The following is a 20,914-nucleotide window of genomic DNA, read 5'->3' on the forward strand; positions in this document are numbered from 1 at the left end:
CGGCCCCGGCGTACGCGACAACGGTCACCGGGCCCGTGGGGCGGTGGGCGACGGCGGGTAGTCGTCGACGGTCACCGAGTCGTGCACGCGTGCGGTCCTGGTGGCGACACGGAGGAGCGCGCGGCCGGGCCCTGCGGGCAGGGCGGCGACCAGGCGCGCACCCTGCGCCAGCCCGTGCACGCCGAGGCGTGAGGTGGGGATCAGCGTCCTGGCCGCACTGAGCGCGGCCGCTCGGCTGCCGTGTACGTACTCCGCCATGGCGCGCTCGTAGGCGGGGAAGGCGCGCTCGTGGTCACCACCCGCCCGCGCCAGTTCCCCGGCGAGGACATAGGCCCCGACGACCGCGACGCTGGTGCTGCCGCCGACGGCCGGGCCCGGGCAGTAGCCCGCGTCGCCGACGAGCGTCACCCGCCCCCGCGACCACGAGTCCATGCGGAGCTGCGTGATCGAGTCGAAGTAGAACGCCGGAGTCCGGTCGAGCTCGTCCAGCCACCCGTCCACGTCCGGGTGCAGGCCGTCGAACGCACGCCGCAGCAGCTGCTTCTGCCGGGGCACGTCGTGGTGGTGGCAGGCCGGCTCATGCTCGCTCCGGAACAGGAACAACGCGCGCGCGTCGTCGAGGTGCCGCGCGCCGTACATGCCGGCCGTGCGGCCCACACCGACGTGCATGTGGAGCTCGCCGTCGAGTCCCGAGGCGTTCGGCAGGGCCAGAACGCCGAGGTAGGCCCCCGTGAAGGTGCTGTAGCGGGACTCGTCGCCGAAGGCGAGACGACGCACGTTGGAGTGCAGACCGTCCGCGCCGACGACGAGATCGAAGCGGCGCGGCGCCCCGTGCTCGAACCGCACCTCGCCGTCGGGCGAGATCCCGGTGACCGACTCGTCGAAGAGGTACTCGACGTCATCGCGCGCGGCGTCGTAGTAGATCTCGCTCAGGTCGTCGCGCATGATCTCGACGTGCCGGTCGGAGGCGGCACCGAAGATTCTGGAGAGGTCCACCCGGACGGGACGTCGTACGCCCTCGCGGTGAACAGTCATCCGCCGTGTGCCGGTGGCCCGCTCCTCGACGAGCGGCAGCACACCCATCTTCTCCGAGACGTCCATCGCGGGCCGGAACAGGTCGACCGCGTGGCCGCCGGTCCTGCGCGGACTCGGAGCGCGCTCGACGACGGTGACCGAGAAGCCGTGCCGGGTGAGCCAGTACGCCAGTACCGGACCGGCGACGCCTGCGCCGGAGACGAGAATCCGCATGACACCCCTCCTCGTCGTTCAGTTCACCGGTACGGAGTGGAGGGCGGCGAACCTCAGCAGGGAGGCGGCGGTGCGCGGCGGATCCTCGAGTATGGGCGAGTGCCCGAGACCCGGCAGCAATTCGACCTCCGCCCCAGGAACGGTGAGGTAGTCGTTGGCCGACGAGGATCTCCACCTGCGGTCGTCCTCGCCGAAGAGAACCAGCAGCGGCTTGGCGAGGACCGCCAGCCGGCCCGGCAGCGCCTGCTGTTCCAGGTAGTCGCGGGTGCCCTGCATCGTTGCGGTGAGGGTGTGGAGGGTCATGCAGCGCACCTCGTCCAGGAGCTCGTCGGGGAACCGGTACCCCGCCCGGCTGAAGCCGGTGCTCGCGAACTCCCGGATCTGCTCGTCGGTCGGCGGCCATTGGGTCAGCCCCGCCCCGCCGGACTGCGGTGCGATGAAGGCGTCCAGGCCGGGCCCGGTGTTGACGAGCGCGAGCGCGGTCACCAGGGCCGGCCGCTGTTCGGCGAGAGCGGTGGCGACCACACCGCCGCTGGAATGACCGACGACCAGGGCGCGTTCGACGCCGAGGCTGTCGAGTGCGATGCCGGCCCGGCGCGCCTGGTCGGCCAGTGCGTAACTGCGGTCGGCGGGCTTGGCCGACCGGCCGTGTCCGAGCAGGTCGATCCGGATGACGCGGTGGGATCCGGCCAGCATCGGCACCAGCGCGTCCCACGAGCGGGCCGAGGACGCGGAGCCGTGGATGAGCAGGAGCGCGGGGGCGTCGGGAGGGCCGTCCTGGCACACGTGGAGGCCGCCGTCGTCGAGGGAGAGGATCGAACTCCCGGTGGCTCCGGTGGAGCCGTTCGCATGCGGTGCGTTGTCCGAAGCAGTCATGGATGCACTGTCGTTGCCCGCACCCGCCCGCGGATTGGACAAATGTCCCGTCGGCCGGCTCGCGTAGCATGGAACGGTGCAGACCTTCAGGCACGGTGAGGCTACGTGGGATGTCGCATGTCCCCGCATTCCGAGCAGGGTGGCCGGTCTCACCATGGCCGGGTTCCGCGCCCATGACCTGAACGAACTCCGGATGGTTCCGCACCCGGCCGTGACACTGCTCCTGGACTTCGGCGCCGGCTCGCCCGTCCTTGACTGCGCCGCCGGGTGGCAGCAGCGGGGAAGCATGGTGGCCGGGCCCGGGCTCGGGTCCGGAGGCGCGGTCCGGGCGTGGGGAAAGGACGTCGAGTGCGTGCAGGTGCGCCTGTCCCCGGTGATCGCACGCGCGGTTCTGGGCGAGTCCCCCGCCTCTCTCGACGGCGCCGCCGTCTCCCTGGGTGACCTGTGGGGCCGCGAGGCGTCCCGGATCCGCGGGCAACTGGGCGATGTCGCGTCCTGGCAGGAGCGCTTCGCACTGACGGAAGCGCTGCTCGCCCGCCGGTACGAGGCGGGGCCGCAGGTGGACCCGGAGGTGGCCTGGGCCTGGCACCGGATCATCGGCAGCCGGGGACGGGTCCGCGTCGACGGGCTCGCGGCCGAGGTCGGCTGGAGCCGCAAGCGCCTGTGGTCGCGGTTCCGTTCGCAACTCGGTCTGCGGCCCAAGCGCGCCATGACCCTGGTCCGCTTCGACCACGCCGCCCACCGCCTGGTCGCGGGTGAGGCCGCGGCATACGTCGCGGTGGACGCCGGCTACGCCGATCAGTCCCACCTGCACCGCGACGTCATGGCGTTCACCGGGGCGACCCCCGCCGCGGTGGCCGGCGAGCGGTTCCTCGCCGTGGACGACATGGCCTGGCCGAGCCGCGGCACAGGGCCGGGCCCCGCCTCTCCGGACGATGGCGGATCGCGGTTCGTCGCGTCGTAGGAACTCTGGGTTCCTTCCACCTCGGCCGCCGAAAGGCTGTCAACATACAGCTGTAGCGCAACTGCTGAGGTGAATCAGTCGCTGTGCCGCACGGACACTGTCCGCGGCGACGGCAACAGGAAGGACGCGGGGGATGAGCGGCGGCGGGGCACCGTTGAATCCGTACGGCGGAGGACCACCGCCGGGTGCAGGCGTGCCACCCGTGCCGCCGGCGGGTCCGTGGCCTCCGGGTCCGGCGCGCCGGCTGACCTTCGGACGACTCTTCAACCCGATCGCGGTCGGGCGTGCGGTGTTCACACCGTCCCGGCCGGACCGGGTGCACGATCCGGCGGTGAAGAGGATCCAGGTCCTGCGGTCGGTCGTCGGCCTGATCGCCGTCACGTGGATGCTGTTGTCCTACGGGCCGGCGGCCGACGCCGACGACGTGATGGACGACCGCTTCGGCCAGATCCGGACCACGCTCATCGCGCTCGGAGTCACGTTCCCGGTCGCCGTCGCCGCGTTCGTCATGGCGGCCCGCCCGCCGAACCGGCGCCTGTTCCTGCGCCGTGTGGGCAAGCCCGTCGGGGCACTGCTCGCGCTGGTCGTCACGCTCGCCTCGCCACGACTGGTCACGGGGCTGGGATACGTGGGCGAGAACACGGACTGGACTGCTTCGGCAGGGCGGGTGGTACTGCTGTTCGCCCTGGGCGCCTTCCTCCTGTGGCTCGCCCCCTTCGCTCTCTACGGCATCGCGCAGTCACTCGTGCACGTGTTCAGGACGGCGGATCTTCACGAGACGGTGCCACCGCTGCTCGCGACCCTGCTCGTGTGGGAGGTCGCCCTCTTCGACGTGTTCCGGGGTGCGTACGACGGTGTGTCGACGGGCGTGCGGGTGGCCTTCGTCCTCGGGGCCCCGCTGACCGTCACCGCCGTGGCGATGTGGGAGCTGCGGCGGCTGCGTACGCGGCACGCCATCACCCTGCGCGCGGCGCTGCTGCGCTGAACCCGGTCGCGGGGGCGGAGCCCGGCCGTCCCCGGCACGTGCTGATCCGCGCGGTCCGCCTCAACCGGTGCGTCCTGTGCAGGAGTCGGCGACGCCATGAGGAGTTGACCTGCTCCGGGGCTCGTGGGGGACGCCGACTCTGTGGAACGCTGGGGCGATGACCACCAGTGCGACGGACAACGCGGAATCGCTCGCCGTCGGCGCCCTCGACTGGCTGCTGAAGGCCGCGCGGGACGTCGACGGCGGCTTGGCCTGGCCGGACACGCTCACCGCCGAGCAGACGACGCCCATTCTGTACAACGGGACTTCGGGCGTGCTGACCGCCCTCCTCGACGCCTGGTCGCACTTCGCGGACGACCGGTACGCGGACGCGGCCGTGCGCGGTGCACGCAGCGTCGCGGACGCGGTCGACGGGTGGGGACACAGCGGCCTCCACACGGGGGTGGCCGGAATGGCCGTGGCCCTGCGGGGTGTGCACCGCGTGCTCGGTGACACCGAGGCGGGGGCGGCCGCCGACCGGGCTCTGGACCTCCTGCGGTCCCGCTACGACGGCGCAGGGTGGAACGACTGCTTCGAACTGATCGCAGGCAACGCCGGTATCGCGCTCGCCGCGCTGGAGTGCGGGGATCTCGATCTCGCCGGCCTGGCCGTCGACCGCTACCCGGCCACCGCCGAAACCACCGCCGGCGGAGTCCAGTGGGAGATCCGCACCGGTGTGGCTCCGCGCATGCACCACATGTCGCACGGCACCCTCGGTATCGTCTACGCGCTCGCCGCGGTCGGACGGGCCGCCGACCGCCCCGACCTCGTCGAACTCGCGTCGGCGGGCGCCGCTGACGTCATCTCCCGCAACGAGGCAGGCCCGGACGGCTTCCTCGTCGCGCACTCCGACCCGCAACAGCAACACGAGAAGATCGAACGCCACAGCTACGGCTGGTGTCACGGTACGGCGGGTGACGCCCAGGCGTTCCGCCTGCTGAGCCGCATCCTGCCCGACGACCCCACGTGGCCCGCCCTCGTGGACCGCTGCTGGCACACACTCGTCAACTCCGGTATCCCGCAACGGACCCGTCCCGGATTCTGGGACAACAACGGCCGCTGCTGCGGCACCGCGGGCGTCCTCGCCCTCGCCTGCGACCGACAGGCCGAATGCGGCGACGGCCACGCGTTCGCCCGGGTACTTGTTGCCGATCTGGCGGCCCGCGCCAGGACCGACGCCGACGGAACGTGCTGGTCCAACGCCGAACACCGCGAAACCCCCAGTGACCTCGACCCGGCCACCGGCTGGGCCATGGGCAACGCGGGCATCATCCGCGAGCTCCTGCGGTACGCCCGCACGACCTCGGGCCGGGACCCGCGCTACGCGGTTCCCTTCCCGGACCAACCGCCCACTGCCTGAGCGAGTGCACCACACGGGTTCCTGGGCCCGGACCGTCATCCGCACTCCCCGGCCGGGGGCATGGAGACGCCGGCCTCCATGACCCCGGGCGCGGCGGCCGAACTCCCGTCAGGCCTCAGGAGGACTCGAGGGGGGAGTACATCACCGACCGCTGCTGCTTGTGGCGCCGGATGCGCCCCTTGGCGACGAGCGCCTCAAGGGTGTTGCGCACGACCTGCGGTGTCGGGGTGCGGTCCGGGTGCTTCTCCAGCAGTTCGTCACGCAGTTCCTTCGCGAGACGCGGCTCGTTGTACGTCCGGAGCAGATCCAGAAGCACGTCTCCCAGCAGAGGCTGAGGGGACTTGGCCTTCGCGGGCTTGCTCGCGGTGCTCTTGGCCGGGGACTTCTTGACCGGGGCGGAGGGCCGGGACGGCTTGTCGGCGGCGGTGCCCTCGGTTCCTTGCTTCCGCTGCGCGGGGACGGGCTCGCCCTGGACCTGCTCGGGCGCGGCGGGCGGGGCCGACGACGGGCCCTCGTGCCGCTCGGCAAGGTTCATGATGCCCGTCAGGAGGATTTCCTCCTGCTTCAACACCTTGATCTTCTCGGCCAGTTCCTGCTGGAGACGACGGTTGTCCTCCAGGTCCGTCGCGGCTTGTTCCGCATACCGCGATCGGAGCGTGGCAGCTGATTGGCTGGTCACAACCGGGCACTCCTTCGTGTTGGACGGTGCTGCGCATGGTACCCACCGCGATGGTGCTCGCCGATATGTGTGAACGGTGAAGAACGGCCGACCGGGCACGTTTCCATGGCGGAGGGAGGCTGGTACGCCGGTGCTGCGCAGGTTGAAGGCAACACCCTACTCGGCTCGTTGCGCGCCGACGATTCCTTCGCACCCACTGCGCGGCCTCTTCACGGGGACATGTCGGTGAAGGACTTCGCGACGGGCGCGAGGTGTTCGTCCCTCGTGCATGGGTACGGATGTGCCGCCCGCGACACACAGGTGTTCGGGCCGATTCGAAGGTGTCGACGCGGGTGTGCCGGTGGCCGAACCCGCGGAGGGACGCCCTACGAAAAGGGAGGCGGCCCGTCACCCGACACGGGCACAACGGTGAACTCGCTCTCATGCGCATGACTGGCCTGCTCCATATGGACCTGCCGCACCTGTCCGTCCGGCATGCTGAGGCGGAGCACGTCACTGTCGTGGAGGTCGAACACCCGGCTGGTCGGAACACCGCGCAGGCTGCCGCGCCACCCGTCCGGGTCCACCGTGACCAGGTGCGCTTCCACCGGGATCTGCAGGCGCCCAGCCATCAGCACCGCGTCGCCCTCGTACCGACTCGTCATAACCACCACGGTCGCGCCCCGCTCACCGCGCAGCAACCGCAGCGTCCGACAGGCCCGCCCGATGGTCCGGGCTCAGTGGTCGGAGCCGTGGCCGAGGTGCGGTGCGCACAGGGCGGCGCCGAGCGAGCTGTGCCGGTAGCGGACGTGGCGTCCGTGGCGGGTCCGCTCCAGGAGCCGAGCCGCGTGCAGGACGGACAGGTGCTGGCTGACGGCGGCCGGGGTGACACCCAGGCGGTGGGCGAGTTCCGTGGTGGAGGCGGGCTCGGCCAGCATGGTCAGCAGACGCGCGCGTGGCGCGCCCAGGAGCCGTTCCAGCGCTCGGGCAGCGGGCGCTGCCGGGCGCTCGGTGAGGGTGGCCAGTCCCCGCGCGCCGTAGACGATATGGGGCAGCGCCCGTGAGCTGAGCATGGTGGACACGCCGTCGGCGAAGCAGCTGGGGGTCAGCAGCAGGCGTCGTCCGTCGATGGGGATCTCGGTCGGAGGCGAGGGCCAGGGGCCGTCGCGCCGGATGGTGAGCATGTTCTCGGCCCAGGAGAGCCGGGTGCTGATGCCGGTGAGCAGGGCGTTCGCGCCGCCCTCGGCCAGTACGCGGGCACGGTGGCCGATGTCGGCCTCCAGCACCGCCCTCGCCCGCGGCCACCAGGTGGGGCGCAGGCACGAGGCCCAGTACTCCTCCAGGGCGTCGGCGATGTCGGCGAGCAGGCGTGCCGGGTCGTCCCAGGCGTCGGCCAGCCTGGCCGGGACCGGTTCGCCCAGCGGCAGGAACGTCTGCTCCAGACCCGCCCGCACCAGAGCCGGGTCGGTGGCGCGCAGCTCGGCGAACTCCCGGCCGATGTCGGGTGCCGAGGTGGCCGGCCGGGGCGTGAGGAAGTCGGGCACCCAGTACCGCCGACGGGCCACCAGCGAGGTGAGCAGCACGTGATCGAGATGCTCGAAGTCCGGACGGAGGCCGGCGAAGGTCTCGCGCAGAGCGGGGAAGCGCCACGCGTGCCCCGTCCACATCCGCAGGCTGAGGACGGTCTCCTGCAACGGCGAGTAGGCGAACGAGGTCGCCGCGAGGTCGGCCACACCGAGACGGAAGCGAATCATTAAGCCCCAGGGTAAATCCATTCCGCTCACTCAGGGCCGAAGCTGTGCTGAAGCCCATGACCACTGCCGCTTCCGCCCCACCCCTCCCTCCGGCCCCTGCCTCCCCGACGACCCGGCTGATGAACGATCCGACCGTACGGGGGATCGCCGCACTGCTCTCGGTCAACGCCGTCGGCAACGGACTCTTCCTGACGATCAGCACCCTGTGGTTCACCCAGGGTCTGGGCTACTCCGTCGCGCGGGTCGGACTGGCACTGACCGTCGCCGGGCTCTGCGGGATCCTCGCCTCCCTCCCCGCCGGTCGCGCGTGCGACCGATGGAACGCCAGGACCGTCCTGACCTGCCTGCACCTCCTGCAGGCGGCCGCCGTCGGTCTGTACGCCGTCGCCGATTCCTTCCCGGTCTTCCTGGTGCTGGCCTGCCTGGCCACGGCCGGCAGCCGTGCCAACGCCACCGCGCGCGCCACCCTGTACGCCCATGCGCTCCCCGTCGGCATACGCACCCGTGCCCTGGCCCTGCTGCGGGCGGTCAACAACGTGGGCATCGGAGCGGGCGCCGCCCTCGGATCGCTCCTCCTCGCCTTCGACAGCGACGCGGCCTACCGGGCGGCCATCGGCGTGAGCGCCGCCGCATTCCTCCTCGCGCTGATCCCACTCCGCCGGATCCCTCTCACCGCCCGGCCGCCGGCCGCGAAGACCGACGTGGCGCAGACCGCGGCAGCACGGCACGCCGCCGTGCCCGGCCGGCGCGCGGCCCAGCCGCTGCGCGACCTGCCGTACCTCGCCGTCACCGCGCTCAACGGGGTCGTCAACACCCTCTACGTCGTTCTCGAAGTGGCCCTGCCCCTGTGGCTCCTCACGTGCACGAGCGCGCCACGGGCCATGGTCGGCTGGCTCCTGGTCACCAACACGGCCCTGGTCGTCGCTCTGCAGGTCCGTGCCACCCGTGGCATCACCGGCCCGCCCCAGGCGGCGCGCGCCTTCCGCCGCGGAGGCCTCCTCGTCGCGGCCGCATGCCTCGCCGCCGCCTGCGCCGCCCACCGGTCACCGATCGTCGCCGGCGCCGTCCTCCTGGCCGCCGCCGTCCTGCTCACCCTGGGCGAGGTCAGTTCGCAGGCAGGCAGCTGGACCCTCTCCTACGACCTGGCACCCGACCACGCCCACGGCGCCTACCAGGGCGTCTACCAGACCGGAATCTCCGCGAGTCAGGCGTTCGGCCCGGGCCTGCTGACCACCTTGGTCATTCCGTACGGCACTGCGGGGTGGGTGGCCCTCGCCGCCCTCTTCGCCGGTGCGGCACTCGCCCTTCCGCCCACCGCCCGCTGGGCTGCACGACGATCCGCCCCGCTGAAGTCCACCGGGTGACACACCGGCTGTTTCGCACCCGGTGTCCCGTCGAGGTTCCTTCGTGCGTTCGAGCTCCCCGGTGCCACGGCGCGCCACTACGGTGGGCCGATGTCAAAGATCAAGCAGTTCCAAGTCACCTTCGACTGCGCCGATCCTGAGCGCGTCGCTCGTTTCTGGTGCGAGGTACTGGGATACGTCGTACCCCCGCCACCGGAGGGGTTCGCCGGCTGGGACGAGTTCAATCAGTCGCTGCCGCCCGAGCGGCAGGGTGCGGATTTCGCCTGCGTGGATCCCACGGGTGTCGGCCCGCGCATGTACTTCCAGCGCGTCCCTGAAGGCAAGGCGGTCAAGAACCGGGTGCACCTCGATGTGCGGGTCGGCGCCGGACTCGTGGGCGAGGAGCGGCTTGCCGCGCTCGAAGCCGAGTGCGCACGGCTGGTCCCCCTCGGCGCGGTACGCGGGCAGCTCCAGCTCGCCGATGAGGAGAACGAGTCGTGCCTCGGGATGCAGGACGTCGAGGGCAACGAGTTCTGTCTCGACTGACAGCCGTGCTCGTGTCCTCACGGTGGCAGCCGGAGGGCCGAACATGTCTTGAAGGATGAGGGGGTCGGGGGCATGTGCCCCCAACCCCCTCATCGATGCGGACGGATGGAGCAGGTGACGGGTGGCCCGCCCGTATCGACGCTCACGCCTCGGCGGGATACCGGGCGAGCCGGTCCACCAGCAGCTCCACCCTCTGTGCGGCCGGCTCCGGCAGGAGCCGTCCTGCGCGGGTCAGGGTCGCCAGGCCGTGCAGGGATGCCCAGAACATCTCGGTGAACACTCCCGGGTCGGCGCCCTCCCCGGCGACCTCGCCGAGCGTCTCCAGCAGGGCGGCGAAGGCGTCCTTCAGCGGCTCCGGGGTGTCCTCCCGTGCGTATGCCAGGCCGCCGTCGAGCTGGAACAGCGCGTCGTAGACCGCCGGGTTGTCCGCGGCGAATTCGAGGTACGCACGGGCGAGCGCGGCGACCCGCGCGCGGGGGCCGTCCGCGGCGGCGGTCGCGGCACGCACCGCCACGGCCATCTCGGCGGCACCCTCCAGGGCGACAGCGCCGATGATCTCGCGTTTGCCGCGGAAGTGGCTGTAGAGGACGGGCTGGCTGTATTCGATGCGCTCGGCGAGCCGGCGGGTGGTGACCGAGTCCCAGCCCTGCTGCTCGGCGAGTTCACGGGCCGTCGCCACGATGAGGCGCTCGCGTTCCGCCCGTTCACGCTGCTTGCGTTCCTGTACCGACATGATTCGATCCTAGCATCGCTAGACAATCGAGCGGCAGTAGTACTAGCGTTGCCTCATCACCTAGCAACGCTAGAAAACAGGGAGAAGTCATCATGCTCAACGCACTCGAGGTGTTCACCACTGTGGTCGTCGGCGTGATGGTGGGGGTGGAGTTCTCCGTCGCCTTCGTCATGAACAGGATCTTCAACGCCCTCCCCGAGGACAGCGGCCAGCTCGGCCGCGCCCACGGCGGCCGGATGCTCGGCGCCGTGATGCCGTTCTGGTACATCGGCTCGCTCGTCCTCGTCGCGATCTGGGCCATCGCCCGATGGCACCACGAGGGCACCGGCCTCGTCGTCTCCGCCGGCGTGCTGCTGATCGTCAGCGTGATCATGTCGATCCTGCTGCTCGTCCCGATCAACAACCGGAGCAAGGCGTGGACCCCCGACAACCGGCCCGCGGACTGGAAGGAGCAGATGAACCGCTGGGACCGCTACCACTACGTCCGCGTCGCCGTCCTCATCGCCGCCTTCGCCCTGCTGGTCGCCGGTCTCGTCTGACCCCGCGGGCCCACCGACGAGGTCCGCCGGCCGCGATCGCGCGGCCGTCTGACCTCGTCGGGCGACCCCCGCGCCCCCATACGATGGATTCCATCGTCCAGTGTGCGGAGGTGGGTCATGGCCGGCGAGCTGACGGCGAAGGGGCGGGCCACGCGGAGCCGGATCGTCGAGGGCGCCGCGACGGTGCTTCGCGAGAAGAGCGTCGCGGCGGCGACGCTCGAGGACGTCATGGCGCGGACCAGGACCAGCAAGAGCCAGCTCTTCCACTACTTCCCGACCGGCAAGGACGAGCTGCTGCTCGCGGTGGCCCAGTTCGAGGCGGACCGGGTGCTGGAGGACCAGCAGCCGTATCTGGGCCGACTGGACTCGTGGGAGGCGTGGGACGAGTGGCGCGACGTCGTGATCGAGCGCTACGAGTCCCAGGGGGACCAGTGCCCGCTCGGCTCGCTGTTTCTTCAGGTCGGGCGGTCGACCCCCGGGGCTCGGGCCATCGTGTCCGGTCTGATGACCCGCTGGCAGGAGAGCCTGGAGGCCGGTATCCGGGCGCTGGAGGCGGCAGACCTGGTGCCCGGTGGGATCGACGCCGGCCTGCGGGCCGCGGCGCTCCTGGCCGGCGTCCAGGGCGGGGTGTCGATCCTGCTGTCGACGGGCCGGTCCGACCACCTGCGCGCCGCGCTCGATCAGGGGATCGCCGACCTGCGGGGCACGGCCCACGCCCTGACCTGATGCCGGACTCTCCGGCCGGCCGCGCGACTCTTTCCGCTGCCGTGCCCGACCATGGCGCCGCGGTCCCCGGACCGCGGCGCCACCCGTGCCTCAGGCGTACCATCCGCCGTCCACCGAGAGCGTCGCGCCGGTGATGTAGGCGGACAGCGGACTCGCCAGGAAGGCGAGCACGTCGGCGTACTCCTCGGGGCGTCCGATGCGGCCCACGTCGTTCGGTGCGAGCTCCGCGGTCAGGCGGGGCTCGATCGCTTCCCAGGTCTGTCCCCATCCGTGCTCCCTGCCGAGCGTCAGCAACGGTTCCAGGGACTGCGGGGTGAGGATGCCGCCTGCCGCGACGGTGTTCGACGTGACACCGGAATCCCGCAACTCCCGTGCGAGCGACTTGGCGAGGGAGTTGCGTGCTCCGTTCGTCGCCGCGTAATGGGGCTGGGACGCGGCGGGCTTGTCGCCCGTCACGCTGCTGATCTGGATGACCCGTCCCCAGCCCCGCTCCCGCATGCCCGGGACGAGGCGCTGGATCATGCGCACGCTGGTCAGGACATTGGTGTTGTACGTGTCGGCCCACTGCTGCGCCGACGCGGTGGCCCAGCCGAGGGACATGTCGTACGTGCCCACGTTGTTCACCAGGATGTCGACCGGGCCGGCACCGGCGGCCGCGGCGTGCACGGCGTCGGCGCCCTCGTCGGTCCCCAGATCGCCGATCGCCACCGCCGCGTCCCCGCCCTCCGCGACGATGCTCTTCGCGACCGCCTCGGTCCTCGCCACGTCCCGCCCGTGCACGACCACGGTCGCGCCTTCCGCCGCCAGCCGCCTGGCGATCGCCTCGCCGAGACCGCTGCTCGATCCGGTCACCAGTGCGCGCCGGCCGCTCAGCTGAAGATTCATGGGTGCTTCCTTCCGGAACCGCTCCGCGCGGGCGGTGTCACCGGGGAAGCGGTGGACCGCCCACATCTGGACTGCTTGGTCCATCGCAGCCTGCACGTCGAAAAATGGACCTGCAAGTCCAAAAGTGTGCCGCGCTGTCGGAGCGGTCGGGTGCTGCCGGCCGTCTCAGCCTGTGCCGGCTCCGGACGTGCGGCCGTCCCGCAGTCGGTGTGCGTGCGCCGGATACGCGCCGAGAATGCGCACCTCGGACGAGAAGAACTGCAACTCCTGGAGGGCCAGGGCGACATGGGGCTCGTCGGGGTGGCCCTCGACCTCCACGTAGAAGCGGCTCGGGTTCAGTCCGGCGCCGATCTGGTAGCTCTCGATCTTGGTGAGGTTCACGGAGTTGCTGGCGAAGCCGCCGAGCGCCTTGTAGAGCGCGCTGGGGATGTTCCGTACGCAGAAGAACAGGCTCGTCATCGTCGGCCCGCCCGTGTCGGGGGCCAGGGCGGAGTCCCGGGACAGGACGACGAACCGGGTGGTGTTGTCCGGGTCGTCCTCGACCTCGGACCGCAGGACGTCCAGCCCGTAGAGCGCGGCCGCGGCGGGCGGGGCGAGGGCCGCGTGCCGCGGGTCGCCGAGTTCAGCCACCTCACGCGCCGCCCCTGCGGTGTCATCGCTGACGAGGGTGCGCCAGCCGCCCTCCCGCAGCACCTTCCGGCACTGCCCCAGGGCATGCACGTGGCTGCGTACGCACTCCACCTGGTCGACGGTCGTGCCGGGGACACCCATCAGGTCGAAGCGAATGGCGAGGAAGTACTCGGCGACGATGAACAGCCCTGATTCCGGCAGCAGATGGTGGACGTCCGCCACCCGCCCCGCCGCGGAGTTGTCCATGGGGATCACGGCGAAGTCGGCGGTGCCGAGCGTGACGGCATCCAGGGCCTGCTCGAATCCCGTGCAGGGCAGCTCATGTCCTTCGGGGAACAGGGCATGGGCTGCCGTTGCCGAGTTGGATCCGGGTTCACCCTGGTATGCGACGGTGGTCACCGTGTTCAGCCTTCCACTGTTGGGCTCTGCGAGCCGGGCGGCAGAAGCTCCACCGCGAACCGCGTGTACTGCAGTATCGGTGACCCGTCCCGTACCGCTCCGCACCAGGGGGCGGCTGCCGCCGCCCCCTGGTGCGGAGCGGGCCACGAGGTGCGGGGTACGGCGGTCAGGCGTCCGCGCGGCGCGGCAGCTGCCAGCCGGGGCGCGGGAAGTGGCAGGTGTAGCCGTCCGGGTAGCGCTGGAGGTAGTCCTGGTGGTCCGGTTCGGCCTCCCAGAACGTGCCCGCCGGTACGACCTCGGTGACCACGGGGCCCGGCCAGAGCCCGGACGCCTCGACATCGGCGATGGTGTCCTGCGCGACTCGTCGCTGCTCGTCGTCCAGGTAGAAGATGGCGGACCGGTAGCTGGCGCCCATGTCATTGCCCTGGCGGTTCTTCGTGGACGGGTCGTGGATCTGGAAGAAGTACTCCAGGAGGGCCCGGTAGTCGGTGACCGCGGGATCGTAGACGATCTCGATGGCCTCGGCGTGGTTCCCGTGGTTCCGGTAGGTCGGCTCGGGCATGTCGTCGCCGCTGTATCCCACCCGCGTGCTCACCACTCCGGGCAGTGTCCGGATCAGCTCCTGCATCCCCCAGAAGCAGCCACCGGCCAGCAGGGCCTTCTTCTCACTGTCAGCCATCACAGATCACCTTCTCTTTCGTTCCCTGAGAAGCCTTGCACACTCGGAGCGGGGAACGTCACCGGCTCAGGTGGGGGAGTGCCCGCTGCCCCCTGGCCCGGACCGGCGGCCAGCCGGAGCTCGCGCCCCTGCCAGCGCCCGCGCAGCCAGCGGTCGTGGCTCGCGACCACGATCGCGCCGGGTCCGGTGCCCATGGCTTCCTCGAGTTCGTCGCACAGGCGCGGGGACAGGTGGTTCGTGGGCTCGTCGAGCAGCAGCAGCTGCGGTGGGCGCGCCACCAGAAGGGCGAGAGCCAGCCGTCGGCGCTGTCCGACCGAGAGGTGGCCGACCGGTTTGCCGAGGTCCGTCTCGTGCATCAGGCCCAGTGAGCCGAGCGGGACCGCCTCGGCCCGTTCCGCGCCCAGCGTCTGCTGATACGTGTCCCGGACCGTACGGTCGAGCCGGTCGAACACGGTGTCCTGAGAGAGCATCCCGACCGTCAGGCCGGCCCGCCGCCGGATGTCGCCCCCGGCCGCGAGGTGTCCGGCGAGCACGGCCAGCAGCGTCGACTTGCCGGTTCCGTTTCCTCCCGTGACCAGCAGCCGGTCGGTCGCCGACACCTCCACTTCGACCGGCGCGAGCCGGCCGGGGACCCCCACGCCGTGGAGGGCCACCAGCGGATCGCGGCTCTCCTCGGCGGGCGCGGAGAGTGCCGGACCGGCGAAGCGGAGCGGCCGCGGGGGCTCACCGACCCGGGTCCGCTCCAGCTCCTCCAGCCTGCGGGTGGCGTTGCGCACGCGGCGTGAGATCTGGCTCTGCACACGCCCGGCCCGCAGGCCGTACCCCATCTTCTCGTTGTCCCGCCGCCCCCGGTCCGGCGCCAGACGGTGCGCCGTCACACCGGCCGTATGGCGCAGCGCGTCGAGGGCCTCCTGCTCCTCGGCGTAGCGCTGTTCCCAGCGCTCCCGCTCCGCGTGCTTCTCGGCGAGGTAGGCGCTGTAGTTGCCGCCGTAGCGGACGGGGCCGTCCACCGCGGGGTCGAGGTCGATCAGGTCGGTGCAGACGGCGTCGAGGAACGCCCGGTCGTGGCTGGCCAGCACCACGGCTCCGGGCAGGCCGCGCACCTGTTCCTCGACGAATGCGGCGGCGTCGTCGTCGAGGTGGTTGGTCGGCTCGTCCAGGAGCAGCGCCGACGGCCTACGCACCAGCAGCGCGGCCAGGGACAGCCGCCCGCGCTGGCCGCCGGACAGCGAACCGAGCGTCCGGCCCGGCTCGAACGCTCCGAGGCCCAGGCCCTCCAGTACGAGGGCCGCGCGCCGGTCGGCGTCCCAGGCCTCCAGGTGCTGGGCCGTCTCCAGCCGGCCGGCGTAGTCGGCGAGCAGTCCGCTGTAGCCGGGATCGCTCTCCGAGGCGTCCGCGAGCTCCCCGGTGAGCCGTTCGAGGTCGGCCAGCACCTCGCGGACCTCGGACAGGGCCTCGTCCAGCACCGTGGCGATGGTCGACGCGCTGTCGAACGGGGCCTCCTGCTGCAGGAAGCCCAGGTCGGCCGGGCGGTCGACGGTTCCCGCGTCGGGTTCGTCCGCCCCGGCGAGCAGCCGCAGCAGGGTGGACTTGCCGACGCCGTTCTCCCCGATCAGCCCGATACGGCGGCCGGGGGATGCGGTGAGCGAGACGCCGTCGAGCACCCGGCGGCCGCCCAGGCTGCGGATGAGGTCGTGGGCGATGAGAGGGGGCTGGGGCATGGGAATCCATCCAACGTGTTCGGTGTTCGGCCCGCCGGGCGTGAGGCCTCGGGCGCGGGACCACATCGGCACACCGGCGGCTCACACCTCGGGGGCCCCCGTCTCCTTGAGGGTGCCTTCGGCCAGGCGCAGCCACCGGTTCACACCGATCTCGGTGAGGAACCGTTCGTCATGGCTGACCACGACGAACGCACCCCGGTAGGAGTTCAGGGCGCCCTCCAGCTGTCCCACGCTGACCAGGTCGAGGTTGTTCGTCGGCTCGTCGAGGAGCAGCAGCTGCGGGGCCGGTTCGGCGCACAGGATGCACGCCAGGGTGGCGCGCAGCCGCTCGCCGCCGGACAGCACCCGGACGGGCAGATGGGCCCGCGCGCCCCGGAAGAGGAAGCGGGCGAGCAGGTTCATCCGCTCGGCCTCGGGCCGGTCCGGGGCGAAGGCGGTGAAGTTCTCCGCGACGGTCCGGTCCAGGTCCAGCAGGTCCAGTCGCTGCGAGAGGTAGGCGATGCGTCCCCCGGCCCGCCTGATCTGACCGCCCTCCGGGACGAGTTCACCGGTGAGCAGGCGCAGCAGCGTGGTCTTCCCGGCGCCGTTGGGGCCGGAGAGCGCGATGCGTTCGGGTCCCCGGATGGACAGCTCGACGCCCTGGTCCGCGAAGACAGCCCGGTCGCCGAGACGGACCTGCATCTCCTCGCCGAGGAAGAGGTTGCGCCCGGCGGGCACGTCGGTCTCGGGCAGGTCCAGCGTGAGGCGCTGCTCGTCGCGCAGCGAACGCCCCGCCTCGTCGAGCCGGGACTTCGCCTCGCTGACCCGGGACGCGTGCATCTGTCCCGCCCGGCCCGCGGACTCCTGGGCACCGCGCTTCATGTTCCCGGCGAAGATGCGGGGCAGCCCGGCACTCTTCAGGTTGCGCGCCGCGTTGCTCGCGCGCCGCTCGGCGCGTTCGCGGGCCTGCTGGAGCTCCCGCTTCTCCCGCTTCAGCTCCTGCTCGGCGTTGCGGACGTTCTTCTCGGCGACTTCCTGCTCGGCCTGCACGGACTCCTCGTACGCGCTGAAGTTACCTCCGTACAGCCGCAGTTCACCGCCGCCGAGCTCGGCGATGCGCTCCATGCGGTCGAGCAGGGCCCGGTCGTGGCTGACGAGCAGCAGGCTGCCGGTGAACTCCTCCAGCACGTCGTAGAGCCGGTGGCGGGCTTCCAGGTCGAGGTTGTTGGTGGGCTCGTCGAGCAGCAGTACGTCCGGCCGTTTCAGCAACTGGGCAGCCAGGCCGAGCGAGATGACCTGGCCGCCGCTGAGCGTGGCCAGGCTCCGGTCGAGGGCGAGGCCCGTCAGGCCGAGGCGGTCGAGCTGGGCGCGCGTGCGTTCCTCGATGTCCCAGTCGTCGCCGATGACGGTGAAGTGCCGCTCGCTCACGTCCCCGGACTCGACGGCGTCCAGGGCCCGGATCACCTCGGCGATCCCCAGGACCTCGGCGACCGTGAGACCGCTCGACAGGGGGAGGCTCTGCGGGAGGTAGCCCAGTGTCCCGCCCACGGACACCGACCCGGTGCCGGGGCGGAGTTCACCGGCGATCAGTTTGAGCAGCGTGCTCTTGCCCGAACCATTGGGAGCGACGAGGCCGGTACGGCCGGTGCCCATCGTGAAGGACAGGTCCTGGAAGACCGGAGTGTCATCCGGCCAGGCGAAGGACAGGTTCGAGCAGATGACGGAAGCGTCGGACATGAGAGGGACCTCGGGCCGGGTGAGGGCAGACAGAGTTCTGCCCGGGGCAGACAGGGGGGAAAGGCAGGACGACGACGCCGGACGGTGGCGCTCGATGCGCCCGTCAACGGCCGGTCATGTCCGGGTATCACCCGGAGATGTCGTCGTCACCCACCATGTCTGCCACTCCCTCGTCGCGCCCGATGCGCGGTCGACGTCGATCACACTTTAGCAGCGCGGGGGCTTTCGCTCCGGGCTGTTATCCGCCGGGACCGCGCCAGATGTTGTCGAACGCCTTCTGCTCGATGTCGCGCTTCTGCCGCTCGCCCTCCAGTTCCAGCAGGGCGTCGCTCACGGTGGCCAGGATGAGGGCCACCGAGTCGTCGGTCACCTCGGGAGTGTCATGGGGCCGCTCGTCGGGGACGCCCACGGCTTCCGCGAGCGTCATGAGGACCGGCTCGGCGGAGGACCACAGCTCCGCGGCCCGATGGCGGGCGGACGACTCCGCGAGTACCAGTTCACCGGACTGGAAGGGGCGCCCGCGCCGACGCTGCCGGGTCAGCAGCCCCGCTGCCTCGAAGGCGGCGGCGTAGGTCCCGGACAGCCCTTCTCCCCGGCGCCACAGCCAGTCACCGACCGACTCGTACGGCTCGTCCCGGCGCAGCGCCGCGGAGGCCTGTTGCAACAGCTCGTCCGCGGGCTCGTGCGCCGTGGCGTCCGAGGATGCGGGACCCGCGCCGGGCACGATGCGGTCCTCGCGCAGCTCGACCGCGCCGTCCACGGCCAGGTCGATCAGTTCGGCCCCCGCCAGGGCGAGCGACAGCTCACCCGATCTGACGGGGTGGTCTCCGGCCATGTCCATGGTGATCACGAGAAGGTTCCGCGCTGTGGTCATGAAGGCTGCACGTCCCAAGGTCGGCATCGGCACCAGGCCGTCCGGCCGCCGGGGCGCGGATGAGCCTGAACAGAACACGCATGTATCAGCGTACGGCGCGTGGCCGGGAGCCGGTCGACCGTCGTGTGCGGGGTGCGCCGAAGCCGTACGGGCGTCAGGGCTGCTGCGCGGCATCCCGGGAGGGGGCCCGTGCGGGCGGGTCCGCGGGATGCGGCGCGGTCGGCGCCCCCGTCCCCTGCTGCTGTGAGTCCGGCTCTTGACCCTCACGTGGCGTCAGGCCGCACAGTCGGTGCCATGGAGGATCACTGGACCGTGGGGCGTGTGGCCGAGCTGGCAGGTGTGAGCGTCCGCACGCTGCATCACTACGACGAGATCGGGCTCGTACGTCCGTCGGCACGGACCGGGTCCGGGTACCGGGCCTATGCGGCGGGCGATGTGGAGCGGCTGAGGGAGGTGCTGGGCTACCGGCGGCTCGGTTTCGGGCTGCGGGAGATCGCGGAGCTGGTCGACGACCCCTCGGCGGACGCGATCGCGCACCTGCGCAGGCTGCGTGGCCTGCAGGTGGAGCGGCGTGATCGCGCCGACGCCATGGTGGCGGCCATCGACAGAGAGCTCAAGGCACGGGAGAGAGGGCTGACGGTGACACCGGAGGAGCAACTGGAGATGCTCGGCGCACGGTTGTACGACGCGATCGGCGGTGCGTACACCGCGACGCGGCGCACCGAGCCGCGGGTCGCCGCGCAGATCTGGGACGCGCTCGGGGACGCGCGGACGGTACTGAACGTCGGTGCGGGCACCGGCTCCTGCGAGCCCGGCGACCGTGCAGTGACCGCGGTGGAGCCGTCGGCGGTCATGCGAGGGCAGCGGCCTGCCGGCTCGGCGCCGTGCGTGGCCGCCGCCGCGGAGAACCTGCCGTTCGAGGACCGGTCCTTCGACGCAGCGATGGCCGTCTCCACCGTTCACCACTGGGAGGACCCGACAGCGGGGCTGTGCGAGATGCGACGTGTGGCCCGTCGCGTGGTGGTGCTCACGTTCGACACCGACGAGCCCGGATGGCAGGACCGGTTCTGGCTGACCCGCGACTACCTGCCCGAGTTCGCCGACGTCCTCGCGGGGTTTCCCCCACTGGGCGGGATGGCCGGCGCGATCGGCGCCCGCGCGGAGCCGGTGCCGATTCCGTGGGACTGCGCCGACGGCCTGTTCGAGGCGTACTGGCGCCGGCCGGAGGCGTATCTGGAGGATCGGGTCCGCCGTGCGATGTCCGTGTGGACGAGGGTCGGTCCGGAGGCCGAGCAGCGGGCGGTGCGAAACCTCCGCGACGACCTCGGATCCGGCCGGTGGGCCGAGCGCAACAGCGACCTCGGCGGCCTCGAAGCGGCCGATCTCGGCCTCCGCCTGCTCGTGGCCTGAACTCCGTCGGGCGAGCGGCAACTCGCCCGCGGCCGGGTCTTCGTGTCCTTCTCGGCAGAGAACCGAGGGCGTCGGCCGACCCGCTTCCGGACGCCGTTGCGGTGACTCGTGGCGTTGGACCCGGGGAACGATGCCTGGGTCTCTGGTGGCGGCGGGCTTCGCCATGTAGCGTCTTTTCCAGATGCCGTGGTCCCTCGGTTGCCCGCGCTGTGGCGCGGGCGATGTGCTGTGTGGGGCCAGGGCATCCATGGGTCCGTGTGGTACGGATCCTTGAATCGACTGAGAGGCACCGGCATGGCCAGCGGAACCGTCAAGTGGTTCAACGCCGAAAAGGGTTTCGGTTTCATCCAGCAGGACGGCGGCGGGCCGGACGTCTTCGCGCACTACTCCAACATCAACGCAACCGGCTTCCGTGAGCTCCAGGAGGGTCAGGCCGTGACCTTCGACATCACGCAGGGCCAGAAGGGCCCGCAGGCAGAGAACATCACGTCTGCCTGACCCCCTGAGCGACCCGGGCCGTCGGAGCACGCTCCGACGGTCCGGCGGCGCAGCCCCTTCATCCACCGGGCAGCGCCGAGAGGTCTCGTTACGCGGCGCCCAGCGCCCGGAGGCGCGCCGGCACGAAGTCCGCCACCGTCTCCGCCTCGGACGCCCCCAACGGCGTCGGCACGAGGGCGACCACGACACCGGTCCGGTCCTTGACCGACGCGCAGTGGACCAGCACCGGCCCGTCGTCCGCGGACAGTTGTCGCAGCACCGCCGCCACCGGACGGCCCGCATGCTCGGCCATCGACGGGCAGAGCTCCCTCTGCTCCTGCGGCCCGACGAC

22 protein-coding genes are annotated in these 20,914 nt (G+C 71.5%); 9 read left to right on the top strand and 13 right to left on the bottom strand.

Translation table 11 applies throughout. The features are described 5' to 3' along the window. Positions 1-24: 24 nt before the first annotated feature. Positions 25-1,248 carry an FAD-dependent oxidoreductase gene (locus OG521_37580; GenBank protein ID WUW26172.1) on the bottom strand — a complete coding sequence of 408 codons (1,224 nt, stop codon included), beginning with the start codon at positions 1,246-1,248 and terminating at the stop codon, positions 25-27. 18 nt (positions 1,249-1,266) lie between these two features. After that, entirely contained in the window at positions 1,267-2,124 is an 858-nt protein-coding gene (locus tag OG521_37585; protein ID WUW26173.1) for an alpha/beta hydrolase, read from the bottom strand. 76 nt (positions 2,125-2,200) lie between these two features. On the opposite strand from OG521_37585, the gene OG521_37590 reads away from it, so the two are divergent. The 3 genes from OG521_37590 to OG521_37600 all read left to right on the top strand — a co-directional run bounded on the left by OG521_37590 (position 2,201) and on the right by OG521_37600 (position 5,472). Beyond that, a complete protein-coding gene (locus tag OG521_37590; GenBank protein ID WUW26174.1) occupies positions 2,201-3,088 on the top strand; it encodes a helix-turn-helix domain-containing protein in 888 nt (295 codons plus the stop codon). A gap of 331 nt (positions 3,089-3,419) precedes the next feature. Further along, complete coding sequence (locus OG521_37595; GenBank protein ID WUW26175.1) at positions 3,420-4,073, top strand: hypothetical protein; 654 nt, start codon at positions 3,420-3,422, stop codon at positions 4,071-4,073. A 157-nt stretch (positions 4,074-4,230) separates the two neighbouring features. Continuing rightward, positions 4,231-5,472, top strand: coding sequence for a lanthionine synthetase C family protein (locus OG521_37600; protein ID WUW26176.1), 1,242 nt, complete (start codon positions 4,231-4,233; stop codon positions 5,470-5,472). A 115-nt stretch (positions 5,473-5,587) separates the two neighbouring features. On the opposite strand, the gene OG521_37605 is transcribed toward OG521_37600, so the two are convergent. The 3 genes from OG521_37605 to OG521_37615 form a co-directional block, all read right to left on the bottom strand. Next, positions 5,588-6,151, bottom strand: a complete 564-nt coding sequence (locus OG521_37605; GenBank protein WUW26177.1) for a hypothetical protein — start codon at positions 6,149-6,151, stop codon at positions 5,588-5,590. A 365-nt stretch (positions 6,152-6,516) separates the two neighbouring features. Beyond that, the gene (locus OG521_37610) at positions 6,517-6,795 is read right to left on the bottom strand and encodes a hypothetical protein (GenBank protein ID WUW26178.1); all 279 of its coding nucleotides are present in this window, start codon (positions 6,793-6,795) and stop codon (positions 6,517-6,519) included. 72 nt (positions 6,796-6,867) lie between these two features. After that, positions 6,868-7,884, bottom strand: coding sequence for a helix-turn-helix domain-containing protein (locus OG521_37615; protein WUW26179.1), 1,017 nt, complete (start codon positions 7,882-7,884; stop codon positions 6,868-6,870). 119 nt (positions 7,885-8,003) lie between these two features. Here OG521_37615 and OG521_37620 point away from each other — a divergent pair, with 119 nt between their 5' ends. After that, entirely contained in the window at positions 8,004-9,248 is a 1,245-nt protein-coding gene (locus tag OG521_37620; GenBank protein ID WUW26180.1) for an MFS transporter, read from the top strand. A gap of 90 nt (positions 9,249-9,338) precedes the next feature. Beyond that, a complete protein-coding gene (locus OG521_37625) occupies positions 9,339-9,773 on the top strand; it encodes a VOC family protein (GenBank protein WUW26181.1) in 435 nt (144 codons plus the stop codon). 142 nt (positions 9,774-9,915) lie between these two features. Here OG521_37625 and OG521_37630 read toward each other — a convergent pair whose 3' ends face one another. Continuing rightward, the gene (locus OG521_37630) at positions 9,916-10,506 is read right to left on the bottom strand and encodes a TetR/AcrR family transcriptional regulator (GenBank protein WUW26182.1); all 591 of its coding nucleotides are present in this window, start codon (positions 10,504-10,506) and stop codon (positions 9,916-9,918) included. Positions 10,507-10,598: 92 nt separating this feature from the next. Between OG521_37630 and OG521_37635 the strand changes: the two genes are divergently transcribed. Further along, complete coding sequence (locus OG521_37635) at positions 10,599-11,045, top strand: DUF1772 domain-containing protein (GenBank protein WUW26183.1); 447 nt, start codon at positions 10,599-10,601, stop codon at positions 11,043-11,045. Between the two features lie 117 nt (positions 11,046-11,162). Continuing rightward, positions 11,163-11,771 (top strand): TetR/AcrR family transcriptional regulator, encoded by a 609-nt coding sequence (locus OG521_37640; GenBank protein WUW26184.1) that lies wholly within the window; start codon positions 11,163-11,165, stop codon positions 11,769-11,771. Between the two features lie 90 nt (positions 11,772-11,861). Here the strand turns inward: OG521_37640 and OG521_37645 are convergent, their stop codons facing one another. From OG521_37645 to OG521_37670, 6 genes are all read right to left on the bottom strand, one after another. Beyond that, entirely contained in the window at positions 11,862-12,656 is a 795-nt protein-coding gene (locus OG521_37645; protein ID WUW26185.1) for an SDR family NAD(P)-dependent oxidoreductase, read from the bottom strand. 165 nt (positions 12,657-12,821) lie between these two features. Further along, on the bottom strand, positions 12,822-13,685 hold the full coding sequence (locus OG521_37650; GenBank protein WUW26186.1) for a prephenate dehydratase: 864 nt from the start codon (positions 13,683-13,685) through the stop codon (positions 12,822-12,824). A gap of 166 nt (positions 13,686-13,851) precedes the next feature. Beyond that, positions 13,852-14,364 carry a peptide-methionine (S)-S-oxide reductase MsrA gene (gene msrA, locus OG521_37655; GenBank protein ID WUW26187.1) on the bottom strand — a complete coding sequence of 171 codons (513 nt, stop codon included), beginning with the start codon at positions 14,362-14,364 and terminating at the stop codon, positions 13,852-13,854. Beyond that, entirely contained in the window at positions 14,364-16,085 is a 1,722-nt protein-coding gene (locus tag OG521_37660; GenBank protein WUW26188.1) for an ATP-binding cassette domain-containing protein, read from the bottom strand. Before OG521_37660 ends, msrA begins: the two co-directional genes overlap by 1 nt. A gap of 81 nt (positions 16,086-16,166) precedes the next feature. Further along, positions 16,167-17,801 carry an ATP-binding cassette domain-containing protein gene (locus OG521_37665; GenBank protein ID WUW26189.1) on the bottom strand — a complete coding sequence of 545 codons (1,635 nt, stop codon included), beginning with the start codon at positions 17,799-17,801 and terminating at the stop codon, positions 16,167-16,169. Between the two features lie 238 nt (positions 17,802-18,039). Then, a complete protein-coding gene (locus tag OG521_37670) occupies positions 18,040-18,675 on the bottom strand; it encodes a GPP34 family phosphoprotein (GenBank protein ID WUW26190.1) in 636 nt (211 codons plus the stop codon). 294 nt (positions 18,676-18,969) lie between these two features. Here OG521_37670 and OG521_37675 point away from each other — a divergent pair, with 294 nt between their 5' ends. Together OG521_37675 and OG521_37680 are read left to right on the top strand one after the other, a co-directional pair. Next, positions 18,970-20,085, top strand: a complete 1,116-nt coding sequence (locus tag OG521_37675) for a MerR family transcriptional regulator (protein WUW26191.1) — start codon at positions 18,970-18,972, stop codon at positions 20,083-20,085. Between the two features lie 294 nt (positions 20,086-20,379). Next, positions 20,380-20,583 carry a cold-shock protein gene (locus tag OG521_37680; protein WUW26192.1) on the top strand — a complete coding sequence of 68 codons (204 nt, stop codon included), beginning with the start codon at positions 20,380-20,382 and terminating at the stop codon, positions 20,581-20,583. Positions 20,584-20,671: 88 nt separating this feature from the next. On the opposite strand, the gene OG521_37685 is transcribed toward OG521_37680, so the two are convergent. Further along, entirely contained in the window at positions 20,672-20,875 is a 204-nt protein-coding gene (locus OG521_37685; protein WUW26931.1) for a tyrosine-protein phosphatase, read from the bottom strand. Positions 20,876-20,914 lie beyond the last annotated feature (39 nt).

This window comes from Streptomyces sp. NBC_01463 (assembly GCA_036227345.1).
In the GTDB taxonomy this organism is placed as follows: Bacteria; Actinomycetota; Actinomycetes; order Streptomycetales; family Streptomycetaceae; genus Streptomyces.